The sequence below is a fragment of the Kitasatospora sp. NBC_00315 genome (assembly GCF_041435095.1).
GTDB lineage: Bacteria > Actinomycetota > Actinomycetes > Streptomycetales > Streptomycetaceae > Kitasatospora.
Map to the genome: position 1 here is coordinate 6,588,893 of NZ_CP108025.1, position 19,481 is coordinate 6,608,373.

At 72.3% G+C, this 19,481-nt stretch carries 17 protein-coding genes and 2 pseudogenes; 16 read left to right on the forward strand and 3 right to left on the reverse strand.

Features of this window, described 5'->3' with window-relative positions; translation table 11 throughout:
- Positions 1 to 88: 88 nt before the first annotated feature.
- A complete protein-coding gene (locus OG823_RS27525) occupies positions 89 to 1,000 on the reverse strand; it encodes a LysR family transcriptional regulator (RefSeq protein WP_371482708.1) in 912 nt (303 codons plus the stop codon).
- A gap of 115 nt (positions 1,001 to 1,115) precedes the next feature.
- On the opposite strand from OG823_RS27525, the gene OG823_RS27530 reads away from it, so the two are divergent.
- The 14 genes from OG823_RS27530 (at position 1,116) to OG823_RS27595 (ending at position 15,115) form a co-directional block, all read left to right on the forward strand.
- Positions 1,116 to 2,093, forward strand: coding sequence for a fumarylacetoacetate hydrolase family protein (locus OG823_RS27530; protein ID WP_371484671.1), 978 nt, complete (start codon positions 1,116 to 1,118; stop codon positions 2,091 to 2,093).
- Positions 2,090 to 3,061 carry a cyclase family protein gene (locus OG823_RS27535; protein ID WP_371482710.1) on the forward strand — a complete coding sequence of 324 codons (972 nt, stop codon included), beginning with the start codon at positions 2,090 to 2,092 and terminating at the stop codon, positions 3,059 to 3,061. Before OG823_RS27530 ends, OG823_RS27535 begins: the two co-directional genes overlap by 4 nt.
- 146 nt (positions 3,062 to 3,207) lie before the next feature.
- Positions 3,208 to 4,335, forward strand: a complete 1,128-nt coding sequence (locus tag OG823_RS27540; RefSeq protein WP_371482712.1) for an FAD-dependent oxidoreductase — start codon at positions 3,208 to 3,210, stop codon at positions 4,333 to 4,335.
- Complete coding sequence (locus OG823_RS27545) at positions 4,335 to 5,372, forward strand: amidohydrolase family protein (protein WP_371482713.1); 1,038 nt, start codon at positions 4,335 to 4,337, stop codon at positions 5,370 to 5,372. The genes OG823_RS27540 and OG823_RS27545 overlap by 1 nt, the downstream gene beginning before the upstream one ends.
- 13 nt (positions 5,373 to 5,385) lie before the next feature.
- Positions 5,386 to 6,321 (forward strand): VOC family protein, encoded by a 936-nt coding sequence (locus OG823_RS27550; RefSeq protein WP_371482715.1) that lies wholly within the window; start codon positions 5,386 to 5,388, stop codon positions 6,319 to 6,321.
- Between the two features lie 98 nt (positions 6,322 to 6,419).
- The gene (locus OG823_RS27555) at positions 6,420 to 7,382 is read left to right on the forward strand and encodes a fumarylacetoacetate hydrolase family protein (RefSeq protein ID WP_371482717.1); all 963 of its coding nucleotides are present in this window, start codon (positions 6,420 to 6,422) and stop codon (positions 7,380 to 7,382) included.
- 37 nt (positions 7,383 to 7,419) lie between these two features.
- The gene (locus OG823_RS27560; RefSeq protein ID WP_371482719.1) at positions 7,420 to 8,175 is read left to right on the forward strand and encodes a CoA transferase subunit A; all 756 of its coding nucleotides are present in this window, start codon (positions 7,420 to 7,422) and stop codon (positions 8,173 to 8,175) included.
- The gene (locus OG823_RS27565; protein ID WP_371482721.1) at positions 8,175 to 8,810 is read left to right on the forward strand and encodes a CoA transferase subunit B; all 636 of its coding nucleotides are present in this window, start codon (positions 8,175 to 8,177) and stop codon (positions 8,808 to 8,810) included. The genes OG823_RS27560 and OG823_RS27565 overlap by 1 nt, the downstream gene beginning before the upstream one ends.
- Positions 8,807 to 9,991, forward strand: a complete 1,185-nt coding sequence (locus tag OG823_RS27570) for an acetyl-CoA C-acyltransferase (RefSeq protein ID WP_371482722.1) — start codon at positions 8,807 to 8,809, stop codon at positions 9,989 to 9,991. Before OG823_RS27565 ends, OG823_RS27570 begins: the two co-directional genes overlap by 4 nt.
- Before the next feature lie 5 nt (positions 9,992 to 9,996).
- Entirely contained in the window at positions 9,997 to 10,737 is a 741-nt protein-coding gene (gene pcaH, locus OG823_RS27575) for a protocatechuate 3,4-dioxygenase subunit beta (protein WP_371482723.1), read from the forward strand.
- A complete protein-coding gene (pcaG, locus tag OG823_RS27580; RefSeq protein ID WP_371482724.1) occupies positions 10,737 to 11,294 on the forward strand; it encodes a protocatechuate 3,4-dioxygenase subunit alpha in 558 nt (185 codons plus the stop codon). Before pcaH ends, pcaG begins: the two co-directional genes overlap by 1 nt.
- Entirely contained in the window at positions 11,281 to 12,669 is a 1,389-nt protein-coding gene (pcaB, locus tag OG823_RS27585) for a 3-carboxy-cis,cis-muconate cycloisomerase (RefSeq protein WP_371482726.1), read from the forward strand. The genes pcaG and pcaB overlap by 14 nt, the downstream gene beginning before the upstream one ends.
- Before the next feature lie 20 nt (positions 12,670 to 12,689).
- Positions 12,690 to 13,850: a 3-oxoadipate enol-lactonase gene (gene pcaD / locus OG823_RS27590; RefSeq protein ID WP_371484672.1), complete on the forward strand. Its 1,161-nt coding sequence runs from the start codon at positions 12,690 to 12,692 to the stop codon at positions 13,848 to 13,850.
- Entirely contained in the window at positions 13,850 to 15,115 is a 1,266-nt protein-coding gene (locus tag OG823_RS27595) for a 4-hydroxybenzoate 3-monooxygenase (protein WP_371482727.1), read from the forward strand. Before pcaD ends, OG823_RS27595 begins: the two co-directional genes overlap by 1 nt.
- On the opposite strand, the pseudogene OG823_RS27600 reads toward OG823_RS27595, so the two are convergent.
- Positions 15,022 to 15,228: pseudogene (locus OG823_RS27600) on the reverse strand (substrate-binding domain-containing protein); the annotation flags it as partial. The gene OG823_RS27595 and the pseudogene OG823_RS27600 overlap by 94 nt on opposite strands.
- Positions 15,229 to 15,352: 124 nt before the next feature.
- Between OG823_RS27600 and OG823_RS27605 the strand changes: the two are divergent.
- Both OG823_RS27605 and OG823_RS27610 read left to right on the forward strand, forming a co-directional pair.
- A pseudogene (locus OG823_RS27605) lies at positions 15,353 to 15,439 on the forward strand (lactate utilization protein C); the annotation flags it as partial.
- 140 nt (positions 15,440 to 15,579) lie between these two features.
- Positions 15,580 to 17,832, forward strand: a complete 2,253-nt coding sequence (locus OG823_RS27610) for a SpoIIE family protein phosphatase (RefSeq protein WP_371482729.1) — start codon at positions 15,580 to 15,582, stop codon at positions 17,830 to 17,832.
- A gap of 615 nt (positions 17,833 to 18,447) precedes the next feature.
- Here the strand turns inward: OG823_RS27610 and OG823_RS27615 are convergent.
- Positions 18,448 to 19,464: a 2Fe-2S iron-sulfur cluster-binding protein gene (locus OG823_RS27615; protein ID WP_371482731.1), complete on the reverse strand. Its 1,017-nt coding sequence runs from the start codon at positions 19,462 to 19,464 to the stop codon at positions 18,448 to 18,450.
- Positions 19,465 to 19,481: the final 17 nt, after the last annotated feature.

The window sequence follows — 19,481 nt, forward strand, 5'->3', positions numbered from 1 at the left end:
GGGGAGGCCGTGCCAAGGGAATGCCCGTGCCGATCGATTGTTGTGATGGCAACGATCCGTGCGCCGGATGGCTGGGGCGGGGCCGCTGTCAGTGTCCGGCGCCGAGGGTCTCGCCGACGCGGGCCGCCGTCTCGCGCAGCCACACGTGGGCCGAGTCCTGGGTGTGCACGGGGTGCCACCAGAGTGCCTCGTGCACCGGTACGGCATCGAACGGGCACGGCAGGATACGTACGTCGGCGAGCCGGGCCAGTCGCTCGGCCATGCGTTCCTGGACGAGCGCGACCCGCCGCGTGCCGGCGACCAGGAACGGCAGGAGCTGGAAGCTCTCCACCGACACTTCGACCTTCGCGTCGATGCCGAGCAGGCCGAGCTGTTTGGCGGCCGGTGCGTCGTAGGGCTGTTGGTAGATGGCCCAGGGCAGGCGGCCCAGGTCGTCCATGGTGAGGAAGTCTCCGACTTCGGGATGGCCGGTGGCCACCACGCAGACCCAGCGGTCCCGGTACAGCTCGACCGTGGGATAGCCGCTGATGACACCGTGCGGCATCAGCAGACCGTCCACCGAGCTCAGCAGCGGCCCGGCGGCTTCGACAATGCCGGGCCCGACCTGCTGGAAGCGCAGCCGGATCTCGGGCGCCTCCTCGTGCACGACTCGGGCCAGTTCCGTGCCGAACACCGCTACCGCATAGTCCGAGGCGAGCAGGGTGAACTCGCGGCTCTCCACGGCCGGGTCGAACGAGGCCTGACTGCTGAAGACCCGTTCCAGCAGGTCGCACGCGGTGGCGGTGCGTTCCAGCAGTGCGGTGCCCAGGGGGGTGAGCACGTAGCGGTTGCCGTCGCGCGCCAGCAGGTCGTCATCGAAGTGGCGCCGCAGCCGGGCCAGGGCGGCACTGGTGGCGGGCTGGCTCAGTCCGATCCGGGCGCCGGCGCGGGTGACGTTGCGCTCCTCCAGCAGGGCACGCAGAGCAAGCACGAGGTTGAGGTCCAGTTTGGCAAGGTTCACGACGAGACCTCCAGATATTTGTACTGCCGATGGTAGCGATTCAAAGAATCTATTTCCCGGATTCCTTGATCTCGGTCAGATTAGTCGCATCGCATCAGGAGGAAACCTCGTGGCAATGCAAGCGCAACTCGCCGGTCCTTTCGCCGTCGGGACCTTTTCACGGCCGGACGGTGTGCAGTTCCCCGGCCTGGTGGTCTCCGGCCGTGTTCTCGACATCAGCGGCGTGCTCGGTGACGGCCGGTCGCGGAACACCCGTACGCTGCTGGAGAATTGGGACGAGGCACTGCCCGTCCTCCACCGCCTCGCGGCGGAACCCGGGCAACCGTGGCAGCCGATCACCGGTCTGCACACCCACGCCCCGGTCGAGCCCCGGCAGATCCTGCAGTCCGGCGCCAACTACCGGCAGCACGTGATCGACCTGGTGGTGGCCCACCGCCGGCCGGACGACCCGCGCACCGAGGAACAGGCCCGCAACGAGGCCGCCGCGATGATGGACCGCCGCGCGGCCGAGGACCAGCCGTACATGTTCATCGGCCTGCCGTCCTCGATCACCGGCCCGTACGACGACGTGATCCTGCCCGCGTGGTGCGAGAAGCCGGACTGGGAGCTGGAGCTGACCGCGGTCATCGGCCGGCCCGCCTACCGGGTCAGCCCCGAGGAGGCGTTGGAGCACGTCGCCGCGTACACCATCGCCAACGACCTGACCGCCCGTGAGCTGATCTTCCGCAAGGACATGCCGGAGATCGGCACCGACTGGCTGCGCAGCAAGAACGCCCCCGGCTTCACCCCGCTCGGCCCCTACCTCGTGCCCGCGGCCTTCGTCGCGGACCCCTCCGGCCTGCAGGTCACGCTCAAGCTCAACGGCGAGACCATGCAGGACGAGTCCACCAAGGACATGATCTTCGACGTGGCGCGGATGGTCTCCTACGCCTCGCAGACCACCACCCTGCTCCCCGGCGACCTCGTCCTCACCGGCAGCCCGGCCGGCAACGGCATGCACTGGGGCCGCCTGCTGCGCGACGGCGACGTCATGGACGGCACCGTCACCGGCCTCGGCGCCCAGCGCACCCGCTGTATCGCGGAGCAGCGATGAGTACCCCCGACCGGACCGCCCCCGAGGCCGAGATCGCCAAGGCCGCCGCCGCGTACTCCAACTGGGGCCGCTGGGGCGAGGACGACCGCCTGGGCACCCTCAACTTCCTCGACGCGGCCAAGCGCCGGCAGGGCGCCGCCCTCGTCCGCCAGGGTGTCAGTTTCTCGCTCTCCCAGCGTTTCGACATGAACGGCCCGCAGAAGGGCTGGCGCCGGCGCACCAACCCCGTCCACACCATGCTCGACACCGGGACCGACGCCGCCGCCGGCCACCAGCCGTTCCCGCACGGCATCGGCGGCGCCGACGACGTGATCGCCATGCCCCTGCAGTGCTCCACCCAGTGGGACGGCCTCGGCCACATCTTCGACCACGGCAGGGCGTGGAACGGCCGTGACGCCGCGAGCACCGTCACCTCCGAGGGCGACCAGGTCACCGGCATCGAGCACATGGCCGCCGACGTCGCCGGACGGGGCGTCCTGCTCGACGTCGGCCGGGCGATCGGCACCGACGGGGAACTCCCCGACGGCTTCGCGATCACCGAGGACCACCTGCGCGCCACCATCGAGGCCCAGGGCCCGAGTTCGGCCGTGGGCCGCGGCGACCTCGTGGTGATCCGCACGGGCCAGCTCACCCGCGCCCGCCGCGAGGGCTGGGGCGACTACGCAGGCGGGGACGCCCCCGGGCTCTCCTTCACCACCGCCGGCTGGCTGCACCGCACCGAGATCGCGGCCGTCGCCACCGACACCTGGGGCTTCGAGGTGCGGCCCAACGAGTTCGACCAGGCCTTCCAGCCCCTGCACCAGGTCGCCATTCCCAACATGGGCCTGCTGATCGGCGAGATGTGGGACCCGGACGCCCTCGCCGAGCACTGCGCCGTCGACGGCGTGTACGAGTTCTGGCTCACCGCCGCCCCGCTGCCGATCACCGGCGCCGTCGGCTCCCCGGTCAACCCGATCGCCGTCAAGTAGGCCGGCCCGCTCCCCTCAGCCGGGTCGGGCGCCCTGCGCCCTGGACAGCCACCGGGCGTCCGACCCGCACTTCCATCCAGGTATCCCCTACCGCTCCTCCCCGTCCGCCGCTCAACGCAGCGCGGTTCACCCGTCAGGGAGTACACATGACCAGCGTCCGCACCGTCCTCGTGATCGGCGGTGGCACCGCAGGCAACGGCCTCACCGTCCTGCTGCGCAGGGCCGGCCTCGACGTCGACCTCGTCGAGGCCAAGACCGACTGGAACGTCTCCGGCTCCGGCATCACCCTCCAGGGCAACGCCCTGCGCGTGCTGCGCGAGATCGGCGTCTGGGAGCAGGTCCGGGAAGCCGGTTTCGGCTTCGGATCACTCGGCATCACCGCCCCGGACGGCACGCTCCTGCACGTCGCCCGCGACGTGCGCACCGGCGGCGACGACCTGCCCGCCACCCTCGGCATGCAGCGCCCGCAGCTCCAGCGCATCCTCATCGACGCGGTGAAGGCGTCCGGCGCCAAGGTCCGTCTCGGAACCACCGTCGAGTCGCTGTCCTCGGACGACGACGGCGTGTGGGTGCGCTTCGACGACGGCACCGGCGGCCGCTACGACCTGGTGGTCGGCGCCGACGGCATCAGCTCCGCCACCCGCGCCATGATCGGCATCACCGAGCGCCCCGAGCCCACCGGCATGGCGATCTGGCGCACCCCCGCCCCCCGCCCCGCCGACGTAGAGCGCACCGACCTCACCTACGGCGGCCCCTGCTACATCGCCGGCTACTGCCCCACCGGCCCCGACACCGTCTACGCCTACCTGGTCGAGCCCAAGCGCGACCGCGCCGGCATCGACCCCGCCACGTACGCCGACGAGATGCGCCGCCTCGCGGCCGGCTACGGCGGCCACTGGGCCGAGATCGCCGCGAGCATCACCGACCCGAAGCAGGTCAACTACACCTGGTTCGACCGCCACCTCGTCGAGGGCCCCTGGCACCGCGGCCGCGTCGTCCTGGTCGGCGACGCCGCGCACGCCTGCCCGCCCACCCTCGCCCAGGGCGCCGCGATGTCCCTGGAGGACGCCGCCGTCCTCGCCGAACTCCTCACCACCCGGGAGAAGTTCGACGAACAACTGCTGCTCGACTACCACGCCCGCCGACTGCCCCGCGTACGGCTGGTCGTCGAGAGCTCCTGCCAGCTCGGCCAGTGGCTGATGGACGGCGTCCGCGACGCCGACGTCCCCGGCCTGATGGGCCGCACCATGACCGTCCTCAAGGAACTGCCGTGATGACCCCCGCCAACAACGCCCCCACCAACAACGCCTCCGCCAACAACGCCCCCACCGTCGACGTCCACGCCCACCTGCTGCTGCCCGAGGTCGAAGCGCTGGTCGCCGACCACCCCGCCCTGGCCGACGCCCGCGCCCTGGACGCCCGCCGCAACGGCCCCGAGGCCCTCGCCGTCAGCGGCCCCATGGTCCGCGAGCGCATCCCGCTGCTCACCGACGTCGACGCCCGTCTGGCCGCGATGGACACCCAGGGCGTGGACATCCAGCTGGTCAGCCCCTCGCCCTCGCACTACCACTACTGGGCCGACGAGCAGACGGCGCGCGGTGTCTGGCAACTCGCCAACACCGCCACCGCAGAGCACTGCGCCAAGGCCCCGGACCGGCTCCGCGGTCTCGGCCTCATCGCCCTCCAGCACCCCCACCTCGCCGTCGAGGCGCTGGACCACGCCCTGGACAGCGGCCTGCTCGGCGTCGAGATCTCCAGCCACGCGCCCGGTCTCGAACTGTCCGACGCGCGGCTGGAGCCCTTCTGGGCCCGCGCAGCCGAAACCGGCGCCGTCCTCTTCCTGCACCCCTTCGGCTGCACCCTCGACGAGCGACTGAACCGCTGGTACCTCTCCAACACCGTCGGCCAGCCCACCGAGAACGCGGTCGCCCTCTCCCACCTGATCTTCTCCGGCGTCCTCGACCGCCACGCCGGCCTGAAGGTCATCGCCGCGCACGGCGGCGGCTACCTGCCCACCCACATCGGCCGCTCCGACCACGCCTGGCGCGCCCGCCCCGACGCCCGAGGCTGCGCCCGCGAACCCAGCAGCTACCTCAAGGACCTGTGGTTCGACTCCCTCGTCCACGACCCCGCCGTCCTGCGCGAACTCGTCCGCGTCGCCGGCGAGGACCGGGTGCTGCTCGGCTCCGACTTCCCCTTCGACATGGGCACCTGGGACCCGCTCGGCGCACTCGCCGAAGCCGGCCTGTCCGACCACGACCACCACGCCGTCCGTGGCGCGAACGCCGCAGCCCTGCTGGGCCTCGGCTGAGGAGGAACACACCATGAACCGCCTGCTCACCCACCTGCGGCACGTCGACCTCGCCGTGCCCGACTACGAGGCACAGCTCGACTTCTACGCCCAACTCTGGGGCCTCACCAAGGTCGCCGAGGACTCCGGCATCTCCTTCCTCGCCGCCGAGGGCTCACCCGAGCAGTACATCGTGCGGCTGCGCCGCGCCGAGGAGAAGCGCCTCGACCTCATCTCCTACGGCGCCGCCACCCCCGCCGACGTCGACACCCTCGCCGAGCAACTGCTCGCCGGCGGCGTCCAGCTGATAACCCGCCCCGGCACCGTCGACACCCCCGGCGGCGGCTACGGCTTCCGCTTCTTCGACGTCGACGGCCGCACCATCGAGGTCAGCGCCGACGTCGCCACCCGCACCCACCGCCGCATCGAGGAGAAGGAGTCCATCCCCGTCCGCCTCTCCCACGTCGTCGTCAACTCACCCGACCTGGACCGCACCCGCCAGTGGTACGAGCGGCACCTCGGCTTCGCCCTCTCCGACACCCTCGCCTCCCCGCACATGGGCGAGGTGATGCACTTCATGCGGATCAGCAACCAGCACCACTCCATGGCCATCGCCAAGGGCCCGCACACCTCGCTGCACCACGTCTCCTTCGAGATGCGCGGCCTGGACGAGTACATGTACGGCACCGGCCGGCTGCTCCGGGCGGGCGTCCGCAAGGTCTGGGGCCCCGGCCGTCACCTGGCGGGCAACAACACCTTCACCTACTTCCTCGACCCGCACGGCAACACGGTGGAGTACACCACCGAGCTGGAGCAGTTGGACGAGGACGCCTGGCACCCGCACGTCTACGACTTCTCCCAGCCCGAGGTCACCGACCAGTGGGGCACGGCCAATCCGATGAGCGAGATCGTCGCCAAGGAATCGTTCAACGACGTCGACCGCGGCGTGTTCGTCGCCCCGCCGGTCTGACCCGAACCCCGGTGCCCGGCGGCCGGGCCATGCCCTGACACGGCGCGCCGGGCACCGGACCCTCTTCCGCACCGATCCCTTTACCTCCGAGGAACACCATGCGCCTGGCCACCTACGAGTACGACGGCGAACGCCGCTGCGGCGTGGTCGACGGAGACCGCCTGCACCCGCTGCCGGCCGACGTCGACCTGCTCCAACTGGTCCGCGCCGGGCTCCCCGCCCTCCTGCACGCCGGCGAGGAAGCGCTCGCCGGTCCCGCCGGCCCCGCGCTGGCGGACGTGCGGCTGCTGCCGCCTCTCCAGCCCCCGACCGTGCGCGACTTCGTCGCGTTCGAGGAGCACGTCGAGGGCGTGCGCCGCAGCATCGACGGCGCCGCCGGTGTGCCGGAGGCCTGGTACGAGGCGCCCACCTTCTACTTCGGCAACCCCTACGCCGTGATCGGCGCCCACGACGACGTCCCGATGCCCCCCGGATCGACGGTGCTGGACTTCGAACTGGAGGTCGCGGCGGTCATCGGCCGGGAGGGGGCCGACCTCACCTCGGAACAGGCCCGCGAGCACATCATCGGGTACACGATCTTCAACGACTGGTCGGCCCGCGACCTGCAGTCCCGCGAGATGAAGGTCGGCCTGGGCCCCTGCAAGGGCAAGGACACCGCCACCACCCTCGGCCCCTGGCTGGTCACCGCCGACGAACTGGAGCCCCACCGCGACGCGGACGGATTCCTGCGCCTCGCCCTGACCGCCGAGGTCAACGGCGAGGTCATCGGCCGGGACCTGCTGTCCAACATGGGCTGGACCTTCGAGGACCTGGTCGCGTACGCCTCCCGCGGCACCACCGTGCGCCCCGGTGACGTCCTCGGGTCGGGCACCTGCGGCAACGGCGGCTGCCTCGCCGAGCTGTGGGGCCGCAACGGGCAGCAGAGTCCGCCGCCGCTCCAGCCCGGCGACACCGTCACCCTCACCGTCGAGGGCATCGGCACCGTCTCCAACACCGTCGTCACAGGTGCCGACCCGGTGCCGCTGCGGCCCGCCCGGGCCCGGCCCCGCACCCGCCCCTGACAGCAGCCCACACGACAAGAGGCAGAGGAACACCCCCATGGACAAAGTGAGTACAAGCGCCGGGGAGGCCGTGGCCGACATCCCCGACGGCGCCTCGCTGGCCGTCGGCGGCTTCGGCCTCAGCGGCGTGCCCGACACCCTGATACGGGCGCTCTTCGCGCAGGGCGCCGCCGGCCTGAGCGTGGTCTCCAACAACTGCGGCGTCGACGGCGCGGGCCTCGGACTGCTGCTGGCAGCCGGCCGGATCGCCCGCGTCACCGGCAGCTACGTCGGCGAGAACAAGGAGTTCGCCCGCCAGTACCTCGGCGGCGAGCTGGAGGTAGAACTCGTCCCGCAGGGCACCCTCGCCGAGCGGCTGCGGGCCGGCGGCTGCGGAATCCCGGCCTTCTTCACCCCCGCCGGTGTCGGCACCCAGGTCGCCGACGGCGGCCTGCCCTGGCGTCACACGCCCGACGGCGCGGTGGCCCTCGCCTCCCCGCCCAAGGAGATCCGCGAGTTCGACGGCCGCAGCTACGTCCTGGAACGTGGTATCACCACCGACTACGCGCTCGTCCGGGCGGCCCGCGGGGACCGCCACGGCAACCTCGTCTTCAACAGGGCCGCCCGCAACTTCAACCCGCTCGCCGCGATGGCCGGACGCATCACGCTCGCCGAGGTCGAGGAACTCGTCGAACCCGGCGAACTGCGTCCCGACGAGATCCACCTGCCGGGCGTCTTCGTGCAGCGCGTCGTCGCCCTCACCCCCGCACAGGCCGCCGACAAGCAGATCGAGAAGAGGACGGTGCGCGCCTGATGGCCTGGACCCGTGACCAGATGGCGGCCCGGGCCGCCCGCGAACTCGCCGACGGCAGCTACGTCAACCTCGGCATCGGCCTGCCGACCCTGGTGCCCAACTTCCTGCCCGACGGCATCGACGTCGTCCTCCAGTCGGAGAACGGCATCCTGGGCGTCGGCCCGTACCCGGCTTCCGAAGAGGTCGACCCCGACCTGATCAACGCCGGCAAGGAAACCGTCACGGTCCTGGCCGGAGCCTCCTTCTTCGACTCCTCGCTGTCCTTCGGCATGATCCGCGGCGGCCACGTGGACGCCGCGATCCTCGGCGCCATGCAGGTGTCCGCCGGCGGTGACCTCGCCAACTGGATGATCCCCGGCAGGATGGTCAAGGGCATGGGCGGCGCGATGGACCTGGTGCACGGTGCCCGCCGCGTCGTCGTCCTGATGGAGCACACCGCCAAGGACGGCTCCCCGAAGATCGTCCGGGAGTGCACCCTGCCGCTCACCGGCAAGGCCTGCGTCCACCGCATCATCACCGACCTCGGCGTCCTCGACGTCACCCCCGACGGCCTCGTCCTCGTCGAGACCGCCCCCGGTGTCACCGTCGCAGAGCTGGTTGCCGCCACCGCCGCACCCGTCCGGGAACAGGTGTGAGCACCCGCGACGTCTACATCGTCGACGCCGTCCGCACCCCCGTCGGCAAGTACGGCGGTGCGCTCGCCGGCACCCGTCCCGACGACCTGGCCGCGCACACCCTGCGCGCCCTGCTGGAGCGCACCCCGCAGCTCGACCCGGCCCGCATCGACGACGTCGTCCTCGGCAACGCCAACGGCGCCGGCGAGGAGAACCGCGACGTCGCCCGGATGGCCGTCCTCCTCGCCGGACTGCCCGTCACCGTGCCCGGCAGCACCGTGAACCGGCTCTGCGGCTCCGGCATGGAGGCCGTGATCCAGGCGTACCGCGCGGTCGCGCTCGGCGACGCCTCGATCGTGATCGCCGGCGGCGTCGAGTCGATGAGCCGCGCCCCCTGGGTCCTGCCCAAACCCGACCGGGCCTTCCCCGCCGGCCACCAGGAACTCTCCTCCACCACCCTCGGCTGGCGGCTCGTCAACCCTACGATGCCCGCCGAGTGGACGGTCCCGCTCGGCGAGGGCGCCGAACTCGTCGCCGACCGCCACGGCATCACCCGCGAGGCCCAGGACGCCTTCGCACTCGCCTCCCACCACAAGGCCGCCACCGCCTGGGCCGCGGGCGCGTACGACAGCGAGACCGTCCCCGTGCCGGGCACCGGCCTCCACCGCGACGAGAGCGTCCGCGACAACGCCTCCACGGAGGCGCTCGCCCGCCTCAAGCCGGTCTTCCGGCCCGGCGGGACGGTGACCGCGGGCAACGCCTCCCCGCTCAGCGACGGCGCGGCCGCCCTGCTGATCACCGACGAGGCGGGCCTCGTCGCCACCGGCCGCGAGCCGCTCGCCCGCATCCGCGCCTCCGCGGTCACCGGCATCGAGCCTCCCTACTTCGGCCTCGGCCCGGTGGAGGCCGTCCGCCGCGCACTCCTGCGCGCCGGGCGCGGCGCCGGCGACGTCACCGTCTGTGAACTCAACGAGGCGTTCGCCGCCCAGGCACTCGGCTGCCTCACCCACTGGCCCGACCTCGACCCCGGAGCCGTCAACCCCCGTGGCGGCGCCCTCGCACTCGGCCACCCTCTCGGCGCCTCGGGCGCCCGCATCACCGGCGCCGTCGCCCACCAGCTCGCCGCCGCCGGCTCGGGCCTCGGCCTCGCCACCCTCTGCATCGGCGTCGGCCAGGGCCTCGCCCTCGTCCTCGAAAGGTAGACCCCGTGCTCCCCACCCAAGCGGACATCTCCCACGAGATCGACCGGCACGCGGGCGCCGGCGGAGGCCGTACCCACCCGGCCCGCGACTACCCGCCCTACCGCAGCGCCGCACTGCGCCACCCCAAGAACCCACTGGTCGCCGTGCACGACCCCGAGGCGGTCGAACTCTCCGGCCCCGCGTTCGGCACCACCGACGTCACCGACCTCGACGCCGACCTCACCCGCCACCACCCCGGCGAACCCCTGGGCGAGCGCATCACCGTCACCGGCCGCGTCCTGGACCGCGACGGCCGACCCGTGCGCCGCCAGCTCGTCGAGATCTGGCAGGCCAACGCCGCCGGCCGCTACGCCCACCGGCGCGACCAGCACCCCGCCCCGCTCGACCCGAACTTCACCGGCGCCGGCCGCTGCCTCACCGGTGACGACGGCAGCTACGCCTTCACCACGATCAAGCCCGGCGCCTACCCGTGGCGCAACCACACCGGTGCCTGGCGGCCCGCCCACATCCACTTCTCGCTGTTCGGCACCGCCTTCACCCAACGGCTCGTCACCCAGATGTACTTCCCCGGCGACCCGCTCTTCCCGTACGACCCGATCCTGCAGTCCGTCACCGACCCCGCCGCCCGCGCCCGCCTGGTCGCCGCCTACGACCACGACCTCTCGACCCCCGAGTGGTCGCTCGGCTACCGCTGGGACATCGTCCTCGACGGGCCGTCCGCCACCTGGATCGAGGAAGGCCGCTGATGCTCCCCACCCCCTCACAGACCGTCGGCCCCTTCTACGGCTACGCCCTGCCCTTCCCCGGCGGCGGCGACCTCGCCCCGCCCGGCCGGCCCGGCACGATCACCGTGCACGGCCACGTCCTGGACGGCGCCGGCGAGCCCGTCCCCGACGCGCTGCTGGAGTTCTGGCAGCCCGCTCCCGACGGCACCCGCACCGGCGTTCCCGGCTCGATGCGCCGCGACCCCGTCACCGGTGGCCATCTCGGCCGCAACGGCACCGATTTCACCGGCTTCGCCCGGGTTCCCACCGACGCCGACGGCCACTGGACGCTGCACACCCTGGCGCCGGGCGGCGTTCCCTACCTCGCCGTGTGTGTCTTCGCCCGTGGCCTCCTCCACCACCTCCACACCCGCGCCTACCTGGCCGGTCACCCGCTGCTCGCGGCCGACCCCCTGCTGGCGGCGCTGGGGCCGGAGCGCCGCAGCACCCTGGAGACCACGCCCGACGGGCCGGGCCGGCACCGGTTCGACATCCGTCTCCAGGGCGAGAAGGAGACGGTCTTCCTTGCCTTCGACTGACCCCGCCCTCCCCCCGGACGACCTGGGGCTGCTCACCCCCGTCACCGCGGGTTCGCCCGTCACCGCGGCCACCGGCGACGCCGCGCTGCTCGCCGCGATGGTGCGGGCGGAGACGGCGCTCACCCGGGCCCAGGCCGACCTCGGCCTCGCCCCGGCCGGCGCGGCCGACGTCCTGGCCGCAGCCGCCGGTGACCTCGACGTACGCGACATCGCACTGCGCGCCCGAGCCGGCGGCAACCCCGTCATCCCGCTGGTCGCCGATCTCACGGCCGCGGTCGCCGCCCGCAGTCCGGGTGCCGCCGCCCACGTCCACCGCGGCGCCACCAGCCAGGACATCCTCGACACCGCCCTGATGCTCGTCGCCGTGGACGCCCTCGGCGCGACGATCACCGACCTCGGTCGGACCGCCGCAGCCCTGGCGGCCCTCGCCGAGCGACACCGCGACATCGCCATGCCCGGCCGGACCCTCACCCAGCACGCCGTCCCCACCACCTTCGGCCTCAAGGCCGCCGGCTGGCGCAGCCTCGTCCTCGACGCGCACCGCCGCCTCGCCGGCACCCGCGCCACCCTGCCCGCCCAACTCGGCGGCGCCGCAGGCACCCTGGCCGCCTTCCTGGCCCACGCCGAAGCCGACGGAGCCCCCCGCGAACCCGGCCTCGCCCTGAGGCTGCTCGCCGCCTACGCCCGCCGCACCGGACTCGCCGAACCACTGCTGCCCTGGCACACCCTGCGCACCCCGGTCGCCGACCTCGCCGCCGCACTCGCCTTCACCGCCGGCGCGCTCGGCAAGATCGCCGCCGACGTGCTCACCCTCTCCCGCACCGAGATCGGCGAGCTCACCGAGGGCGACGGCGGCGGCTCCTCGGCCATGCCGCACAAGTCGAACCCCGTGCGTGCCACCCTGATCGCGGGCACCGCCCGTCAGGTCCCGGCCCTCGCCGCGATCCTGTTCGGCGCGATGGCCGCCGAGGACGAACGCCCGGCCGGCGCCTGGCACGCCGAATGGCAGCCGCTGCGTGACGCCCTGCGCCTCGTCGGCGGCGCCGCCCACGCGGCAGCCGAGCTCACCGAGAACCTGCAGGTCCACCCGCACCGGATGGCCGACAACCTCGACCTCACCGGCGGCCTGGTGGTCACCGAGCATCTCGCCGCCGCCCTCGCACCCCTCGTCGGCCGGACCGAGGCAAAACAGGCACTCGCCCGCGCCGCCCGGCGCGCCGCCACCGAAATGCTCGACCTCGACGAGGCGCTCGACGCCGAGCCGGCCCTGACCGGACTGCTCCCCGAGCGCCGCCTGCGTGAGCTCATCGACCCCGCGAACTACCTGGGCGCCGCTGCGGCACTCGTCGACCGAGCCCTCAAGGAGCACCCGTGAGCCCTGAAGGAGCACCCGTGATGTCGACCGTCCTGCACCACCGCGCCGACGGTCCCGCCGACGCACCGGCCCTTCTCCTCGGGCCCTCGCTCGGCACCACCCTCGCGGTCTGGGACGCACAGGCCCCCGCCCTCGCGGCCACCCACCGCGTCGTCCGCTGGGACCTGCCCGGACACGGCGGCTCGCCTGCCACCCTCCTCGCCGCCGGGGCCACCGTGGCCGACCTCGCCGCCCGCGTCCTGGACCTCGCCGACCACCTCGGCGTCGACCGGTTCGCCTACGCCGGCATCTCCCTGGGCGGCGCCGTCGGGGCGCACCTCGCCGTCCACCACCCGCAGCGCGTCACCTCGCTCGCCCTGATCTGTTCCTCCGCCCGCTTCGGCGCACCCGACGCCTGGCGGGCCCGCGCCGCGCACGTCCGCACCGAAGGCACCGGCCCGCTCGCCGACACGGCCCCCGGCCGCTGGTTCACCCCCGCCTTCACCGACGAGCCCGTCGCCCGCGCCCTGGCCGCCGACCACCGCGCCGCCGACCCGCAGGGGTACGCAGCCTGCTGCGACGCCCTCGCCGCCTTCGACCTGCGCGCCGACCTGCACCTCATCACCGCACCCACCCTCGTCCTCGCCGGCCGCGACGACCCAGCCACCCCGCCCGCCCACGCCCGCGAACTCGCCGACGGCATCCCCGGCGCCACGCTCACCGAGATCGCCCGCGCCTCCCATCTCGCACCCGTCGAACGGCCGCACGCCGTCCTCGCCGCGCTCCGGGAGCACCTCGGCGGGCAACGGCCGGCGGGGGAGCGGGTGCGCCGCGCAGTCCTCGGCGATGCCCACGTCGACCGAGCCGCCGCCCGGACCACCGCCTTCACCGCCCCCTTCCAGGACTTCATCACCCGCTACGCCTGGGGCGACATCTGGACCCGGCCCGGGCTGGACCGCCGCACCCGCAGCTGCATCACCCTCACCGCCCTCGTCGCCGGAGGCCACCACGAGGAACTCGTGCTGCACGTGAGGGCCGCCCTGCGCAACGGGCTCACCCCGGAGGAGATCGGCGAGGTCCTGCTCCAGAGCGCCGTCTACTGCGGTGTACCGGCCGCCAACGCCGCCTTCGCCGTCGCCGACCGCGTCCTGCGCGACGACCACCTCCTCCCCGACCACCCTCTCGACGACAGGAACAGTTGATGCACACCACCGTCGGCATCATCGGCGGCGGCCCCGCAGGCCTCCTCCTCGCCCGCCTCCTCCACCGAGCAGGCATCGACAGCGTCGTCCTGGAGAGCCGCGACCGCGCCTACGTCGAACAGCGCCAGCGCGCCGGCATCCTGGAACAGACCACTGTCGACGCGCTGCGTGCCGCCGGGGCGGGTGAGCGAATGGACCGGGAGGGCCTCGTGCACCACGGCGTCGAACTGCGCTTCGACGGCCGCTCCCACCGCCTCGACTTCCCCGCACTCACCGGCGGGCGCAGCGTCATGGTCTACGCCCAGACCGAGGTGGTGAAAGACCTCATCGCCCTGCAACTGCGGGAGGGCGGGCCGCTCCTGTTCGGCGCCGAGGTCGCAGGAGTGGACGGCGCGGACACCGACCGGCCGGTGATCCGCTACACGCACGAGGGCCGGGAGCAGACCCTGACCTGTGACTACGTCGTGGGCTGCGACGGCTTCCACGGCGTTGCCAAGCGAGCGATCCCGGAGGCCGAGCGGCGCACCTTCGAGCGCACGTACCCGTACTCCTGGCTCGGTGTCCTGGCCGACGCGCCGCCGGTCGGCGACGAGCTGGTCTACGCCCACTCGGACCGCGGCTTCGCCCTGGCCAGCGTGCGCAGTCCCACGGTCAGCCGGCTCTACCTCCAGGTACCCAACGGCACCGACGTCGCCGACTGGCCCGACGAGAGGATCTGGGACGAACTCGGCCTCCGGCTCGCCTCGGAGGGCTCCGGCCCGCTCCACCGCGGACCGATCACCGCGAAGTCCGTGCTGCCGATGCGCAGCCACGTCACCGAACCGATGCGCTGGGGGCGGGTACTGCTCGCCGGCGACGCCGCCCACATCGTCCCGCCGACCGGCGCCAAGGGCCTCAACCTCGCCGCCGCCGACGTCATCGTGCTGGCCGCGGCTCTCACCGAGAGGTACACGACCGGCTCCACCACCCTTCTCGACACGTACTCCGACACCTGCCTGCGGCGAGTGTGGCGCGCCGAGCACTTCTCCTGGTTCATGACGACCACCCTGCACACAGACCCGGGACACACGCCGTTCGAGCGCCGCCTCCAGATCTCCCAGCTGGAGCGCATCGCCACATCCACGCACGCCGCCGCCGAACTCGCCGAGAACTACGTCGGGCTGCCCGTCGGTATGTCGGCGGCCTGCCGCCCCAGAGTCACAGCAGGCTGCCGCACGGACGTGAGCGGCACCGCGGCAGCTGCGGCGAACTCGATGTCGTCGTAGCCGACCAGCGCGATGTCCTCGGGGACCCGGACGCCGGCCGCGAACACCGCCTGCAGCATGCCAAGCGCCAGCAGGTCGTTGGCGCAGAACACCGCCCTCGGACGCGGATCAAGGCGGCACCTATATCGGCACGCCCGCCTTCCCGAAGGCCGCCAAGATCTTCACCAGGAACGGACAGCGGCGCGCCAACCTCACCCACGCCACCCGCACCATCCGCGATAAACGCACCACCTCCGGCCCCTCGCCACCAGCATTATCGAACCCGGCCGCGTTGAAGGAGTCCACGGCCCCCGAACCCTCGACGTCGTCCTCCTGGACAGTTGACGTACGTAGAGGCGGCGCATCATGCAGGGGCGCTGGCCACTGTGCAGGCGGGCGTGTGTCGGTCCGGTCACACTGGTGAGCGAGGGCCGGTCTGGCCTGGGCCGTCTGCCCGCAAGCCTTCGCGGAGGAGGGTGAGGGACATGAGCGGCTTCCTCGGAAATGAATCGGTGCTTCTGGTGGGGGGCGACGACGTTCTCGGCTGGTCCCCCGGTACCGAGCAGTACCTCGGCGTACCGGCGGATCGGATGAGGGAGACCCGGGTACCCGACCTTCTCGACCCGTGGCCCGGCAGATCCGGAGGCGAGGCCCCGCCCTCCTCCTGGTCGGCCACGCTACGAAGTACGGGCATGCCGGTGAGGTGCCAGCTGCTGCCCGTAGCGGGGGCAGGGGCCGCAGACTGCCTGCTGCGGCTGCTTCCGGAGAGGACGGCGCAGTACGCGGACCAGGACGCGGCTCTGCTGCAGGCACTCTTCTCCCAGGCGAAGGTCGGTCTCGCCGTCCACGACGCCGCACTCCGGGTGACCCGGGTGAGCCTCGACGAACAGTTCGGATCCCCCTCCGGGGGTTCCATGGTGGAACGGCTGGGCGGGCAGCCGCTGGCTGAGGCACTGGTCGCCCAGGACGCCGCCGAGATCGAGGTGCAGCTCCGGCGCGTGCTGGAGACGGGAGAGGCGATGGTCGAGGTCCCTCAACGTGCTCGTAGTGCCGAGCAGCCTCTGTCGGACCGCATCGTGTCCTTGTCGGCGATCCCGTTGTCGGGCCCGGACGGCAGCCGGTGCGGCGTTGTGGTGGCGTTCACCGACATCACGGCCGAGCACCGGGAGAAGGAGGGCCGCTTCCTCGCCGGGGAAGCGGCGCGCCGCATCGGTGCCGATCTCGATCCCGCGCAGTGTGCACGGGAGCTGGTGGAGGTCCTCGTGCCGGCCTTCGCCGACGGGGCTGCCGTCGACCTCTCTGAGGCCGTGCTGTCCGGCGAGGAGCCGGACGACTTCTCCGGACAAGCGGCCCGATTGCGCGTCGCCTCACTCGGCCGCTGCGAACGCCTTCCTGAGCCGGACCAGGACCCTGCTCTCCCAGATCCGTCCGCCGTGCCGGACGCGGGCGAATCTGGGGTGTTCTCCCTACTGGCCGGCGCACTGCAGGCACGCGGCCGGACCCTCGGCCGGGTGCTGATGCAGCGGCTGCCCGCGCGGCTGCCCTTCGACGCCCTCGACGAGGACATCGCCGAGGAGGTCGTCACCCGGGCCGCCCTGAGCATCGACAACGCCCGGCGGTTCGTGCATGAGCGCCGCAGCGCCGAGGCGCTTCAGCGAAGCCTCCTGCCGCCGTCCGTCGAGGACGTCAGCGCCGCAGACATCGCGTACCTCCACGTGCCTTCCCCGTCCCCGGCGGCGAACTGCGGTGCCTGGGCCGATGCGGTGCCGCTGTCCTCGGCGAGGGTCGCCTTCGTGGCCGGGACCACTGCCGCCCGCGGGGTCGCCGCGGCTGCTGCGGCCGGTCGGCTGCGCACCGCGATCCAGACCCTCTCCGACCTCGACCTCGCTCCCGAGGAAGTGCTGACCCACATCGACGAGCTCGTGCGGCGACTGGCGCGCCACCGCGCGCACACCGGGCCACCGGCGGACCGTGACGGACGTGCGGGCGAGATCGGGGCCACCTGTCTCTACGCCGTCTACGATCCGGTCACAGGCCATTGCGCCATGGCCAGTGCGGGTCACATGGCCCCTGTGGTCATCTGTCCTGGTGGCGAGGCCGCTCCGGTCCCGATCGAACCCCGGCAGGCGCTCGGGGTCGGTGACCTGCCCTATGAGACCGTCGAGCTGCGTCTCGATCCCGGCAGCGTGCTGCTGTTCCTCGCCGGTGGTGCCACCCTCCCGGCGGAAAGGGCCGAATCGGCCACCGCAGGGGGCAGAGTCGCAGCACTCCACGACCTTCTTGAAGAAACCCTCGGTGCGCCCGGCGCGGCCGGAAGGGACGGAGCAGCCCTGGCGGCTCGCGTGCGGCGGCTGGCCCCCGAAAACACCACCCACTTCCGGTTCCCGGCGGACCCGTCCGTTGTCGCCCACGCCAGACAAGCGGTGACGCGCACGCTGGCCTCCTGGGACCTGGAGCATCTGGCCTTCGCCAGCGAACTCGTGGCCAGCGAGCTGGTCACCAACGCGATCCGGTACGCCGGCAGCCCAGTGGACCTACGTCTGATCAGGGACCGGTCCCTGATCTGTGAGGTCTCCGACCCCAGTCAGACCCAGCCGCACCTGCGCCATGCCCGGCCGACGGACGAGGGCGGCCGCGGTCTGTTCCTCGTGCACCAGCTCACACAACAGTGGGGCAGCCGGTACACGAGGGACGGCAAGACGATCTGGACGGCGCAGCAGATCGACGCTGCGGTATGAGGGGGCTGCGACACGCCGATGGCGGGTCGGGCGTGGCACCCGTCGGCATCGTGCCGGTCGGCAGCGTCAGACTCGGTCCCGGTCCTTCGTTACGGGCTGTGCATGCTCCGTGTCCCAGCGCCGGCGGGCCTGTGGATCCGGACCCATCGACGATGAACAAATCGTGTGCTCCGGCGGTACCGCCAGGGCCGGCATGCAGGGTGACGAAGGGGAGGCCGCGCGCCACTGCCTCTCTCCTGCCAGCCCCGGGCTCCCGCCGCAACACACACCCGCACGGTGGCTCCTGACGAGAACCATTCGATGCCCGCCCGCGGTTCCCCTCCAGCCCAGCGAAACGTCCCTGCAGGCGCTCTTCGAGTCCGCCGAGAAATGATCAATGGACATGCGCCCGGATGCTGGCCCCCGGCAGGCCGAGGGAGTCGGCCTGTTCTGCTTGCCTATGCGCGCCCCAGGATTTGCAGGCCCGCGTCTGTTCCAAGTCTCTCCAGGACTTCACCCCGAACATACGGTCACCGGCCCTTCCGGCTGCGAGCCGTCCTTGCCGATGTGCGCCGCTCCGGGTCTGTAGTGAGCAAGCGTCAACCAGCTTCCTCGGGCGGAGTCCTAGGGCAGTTGTCAGGGGATGTCTAGGGTCAGTACGGCGCGGTCATCGCCGATGGAGGCTACGGTGCCGGCCGGGTCTTTCCGTACGGCCCGTGAGACGCAGGCGCACAGGCGCTTGGTCGCCTGCTTCTGGTCGTCGTCGAAGAAGACATCGCGGTGGTCGATACGACCTTGTACGTCGAGGACGGTGACCTGGCACAGGCCGCATTCGCCTTTGCGGCACTCTGAGAGGACGTCCGCGCCGGCACGTTCGAGCGCCTGGAGCATGGTCTGCCCGGCTTCGACGGTGGTTCGGATGCCGAGCCGCGGGATGGATACGACGAAGTCCTCGGAGGGGAACCAGCCGCCGTTCCCGAAGGTCTCGTAACGCAGGTCGGTCGGGGGCAGGCCGTTCTCCCGCCAGCTGCGGCGTACCGCGTCCATGAGGGGGATGGGGCCGCACATGTACAGTTCCGCCGGTCCGGTGGTGGCGATCTCCTCGACCAGCGAGGATGCGTCCAGAGAGGTGCCGTCCTCGGAGACGTGGACGCGGATTCGCTCCTGGTGGAGCTCTTCGAGGGCGTCGAGATAGGCCATGCGGTCGCGGCTTCGGCCGGCGTAGACGAGCTGGTAGTCCGAGCCCAGCTGCTGCAGGAGGCGCGCCATGCCGGCGATGGCGGTGATCCCGATCCCTCCGGCGAGCAGGACGTACCGGTCGGCTCCCACGCGCAGGGGGAAGTTCTGCAGCGGCTGCGTCATCGTGATCCGCTCGCCCGCGGTCAGGGCGTGCATGAACGCCGAACCCCCACGTGTGCGGGAGGCCAGTTGGACGCCGAGGGTGAGCAGGGCACCGTCGTCGTTGGACTCGACGATCGAGTAGGAACGCGTCTCGCTGGTGTGGCCCAGGTCGGCGAGGACGTCGACGTGGGTGCCTGGTGCGGCGCGCTGGGGGTTGGCCGGCGCCACGACGATGCGCCGGATACCGGTGGCGGCGGGGGTCGCTTCCACGACCGTGCCCGTCTGCCACACGGGCTGGTTCTGTGCTGCCATGGTGTCTTCCTGAGTGG

Coding starts and splice junctions, on each gene's coding strand:
- OG823_RS27610 (WP_371482729.1), top strand. CDS start 15,580: ATGAGCGGCTTCCTCGGAAATGAATCGGTGCTTCTGGTGGGGGGCGAC.
- OG823_RS27555 (WP_371482717.1), top strand. CDS start 6,420: ATGCGCCTGGCCACCTACGAGTACGACGGCGAACGCCGCTGCGGCGTG.
- OG823_RS27540 (WP_371482712.1), top strand. CDS start 3,208: ATGACCAGCGTCCGCACCGTCCTCGTGATCGGCGGTGGCACCGCAGGC.
- OG823_RS27530 (WP_371484671.1), top strand. CDS start 1,116: ATGCAAGCGCAACTCGCCGGTCCTTTCGCCGTCGGGACCTTTTCACGG.
- pcaG (WP_371482724.1), top strand. CDS start 10,737: ATGCTCCCCACCCCCTCACAGACCGTCGGCCCCTTCTACGGCTACGCC.
- OG823_RS27545 (WP_371482713.1), top strand. CDS start 4,335: ATGACCCCCGCCAACAACGCCCCCACCAACAACGCCTCCGCCAACAAC.
- pcaD (WP_371484672.1), top strand. CDS start 12,690: ATGTCGACCGTCCTGCACCACCGCGCCGACGGTCCCGCCGACGCACCG.
- OG823_RS27565 (WP_371482721.1), top strand. CDS start 8,175: ATGGCCTGGACCCGTGACCAGATGGCGGCCCGGGCCGCCCGCGAACTC.
- OG823_RS27615 (WP_371482731.1), bottom strand. CDS start 19,464: ATGGCAGCACAGAACCAGCCCGTGTGGCAGACGGGCACGGTCGTGGAA.
- OG823_RS27535 (WP_371482710.1), top strand. CDS start 2,090: ATGAGTACCCCCGACCGGACCGCCCCCGAGGCCGAGATCGCCAAGGCC.
- OG823_RS27560 (WP_371482719.1), top strand. CDS start 7,420: ATGGACAAAGTGAGTACAAGCGCCGGGGAGGCCGTGGCCGACATCCCC.
- OG823_RS27595 (WP_371482727.1), top strand. CDS start 13,850: ATGCACACCACCGTCGGCATCATCGGCGGCGGCCCCGCAGGCCTCCTC.
- OG823_RS27550 (WP_371482715.1), top strand. CDS start 5,386: ATGAACCGCCTGCTCACCCACCTGCGGCACGTCGACCTCGCCGTGCCC.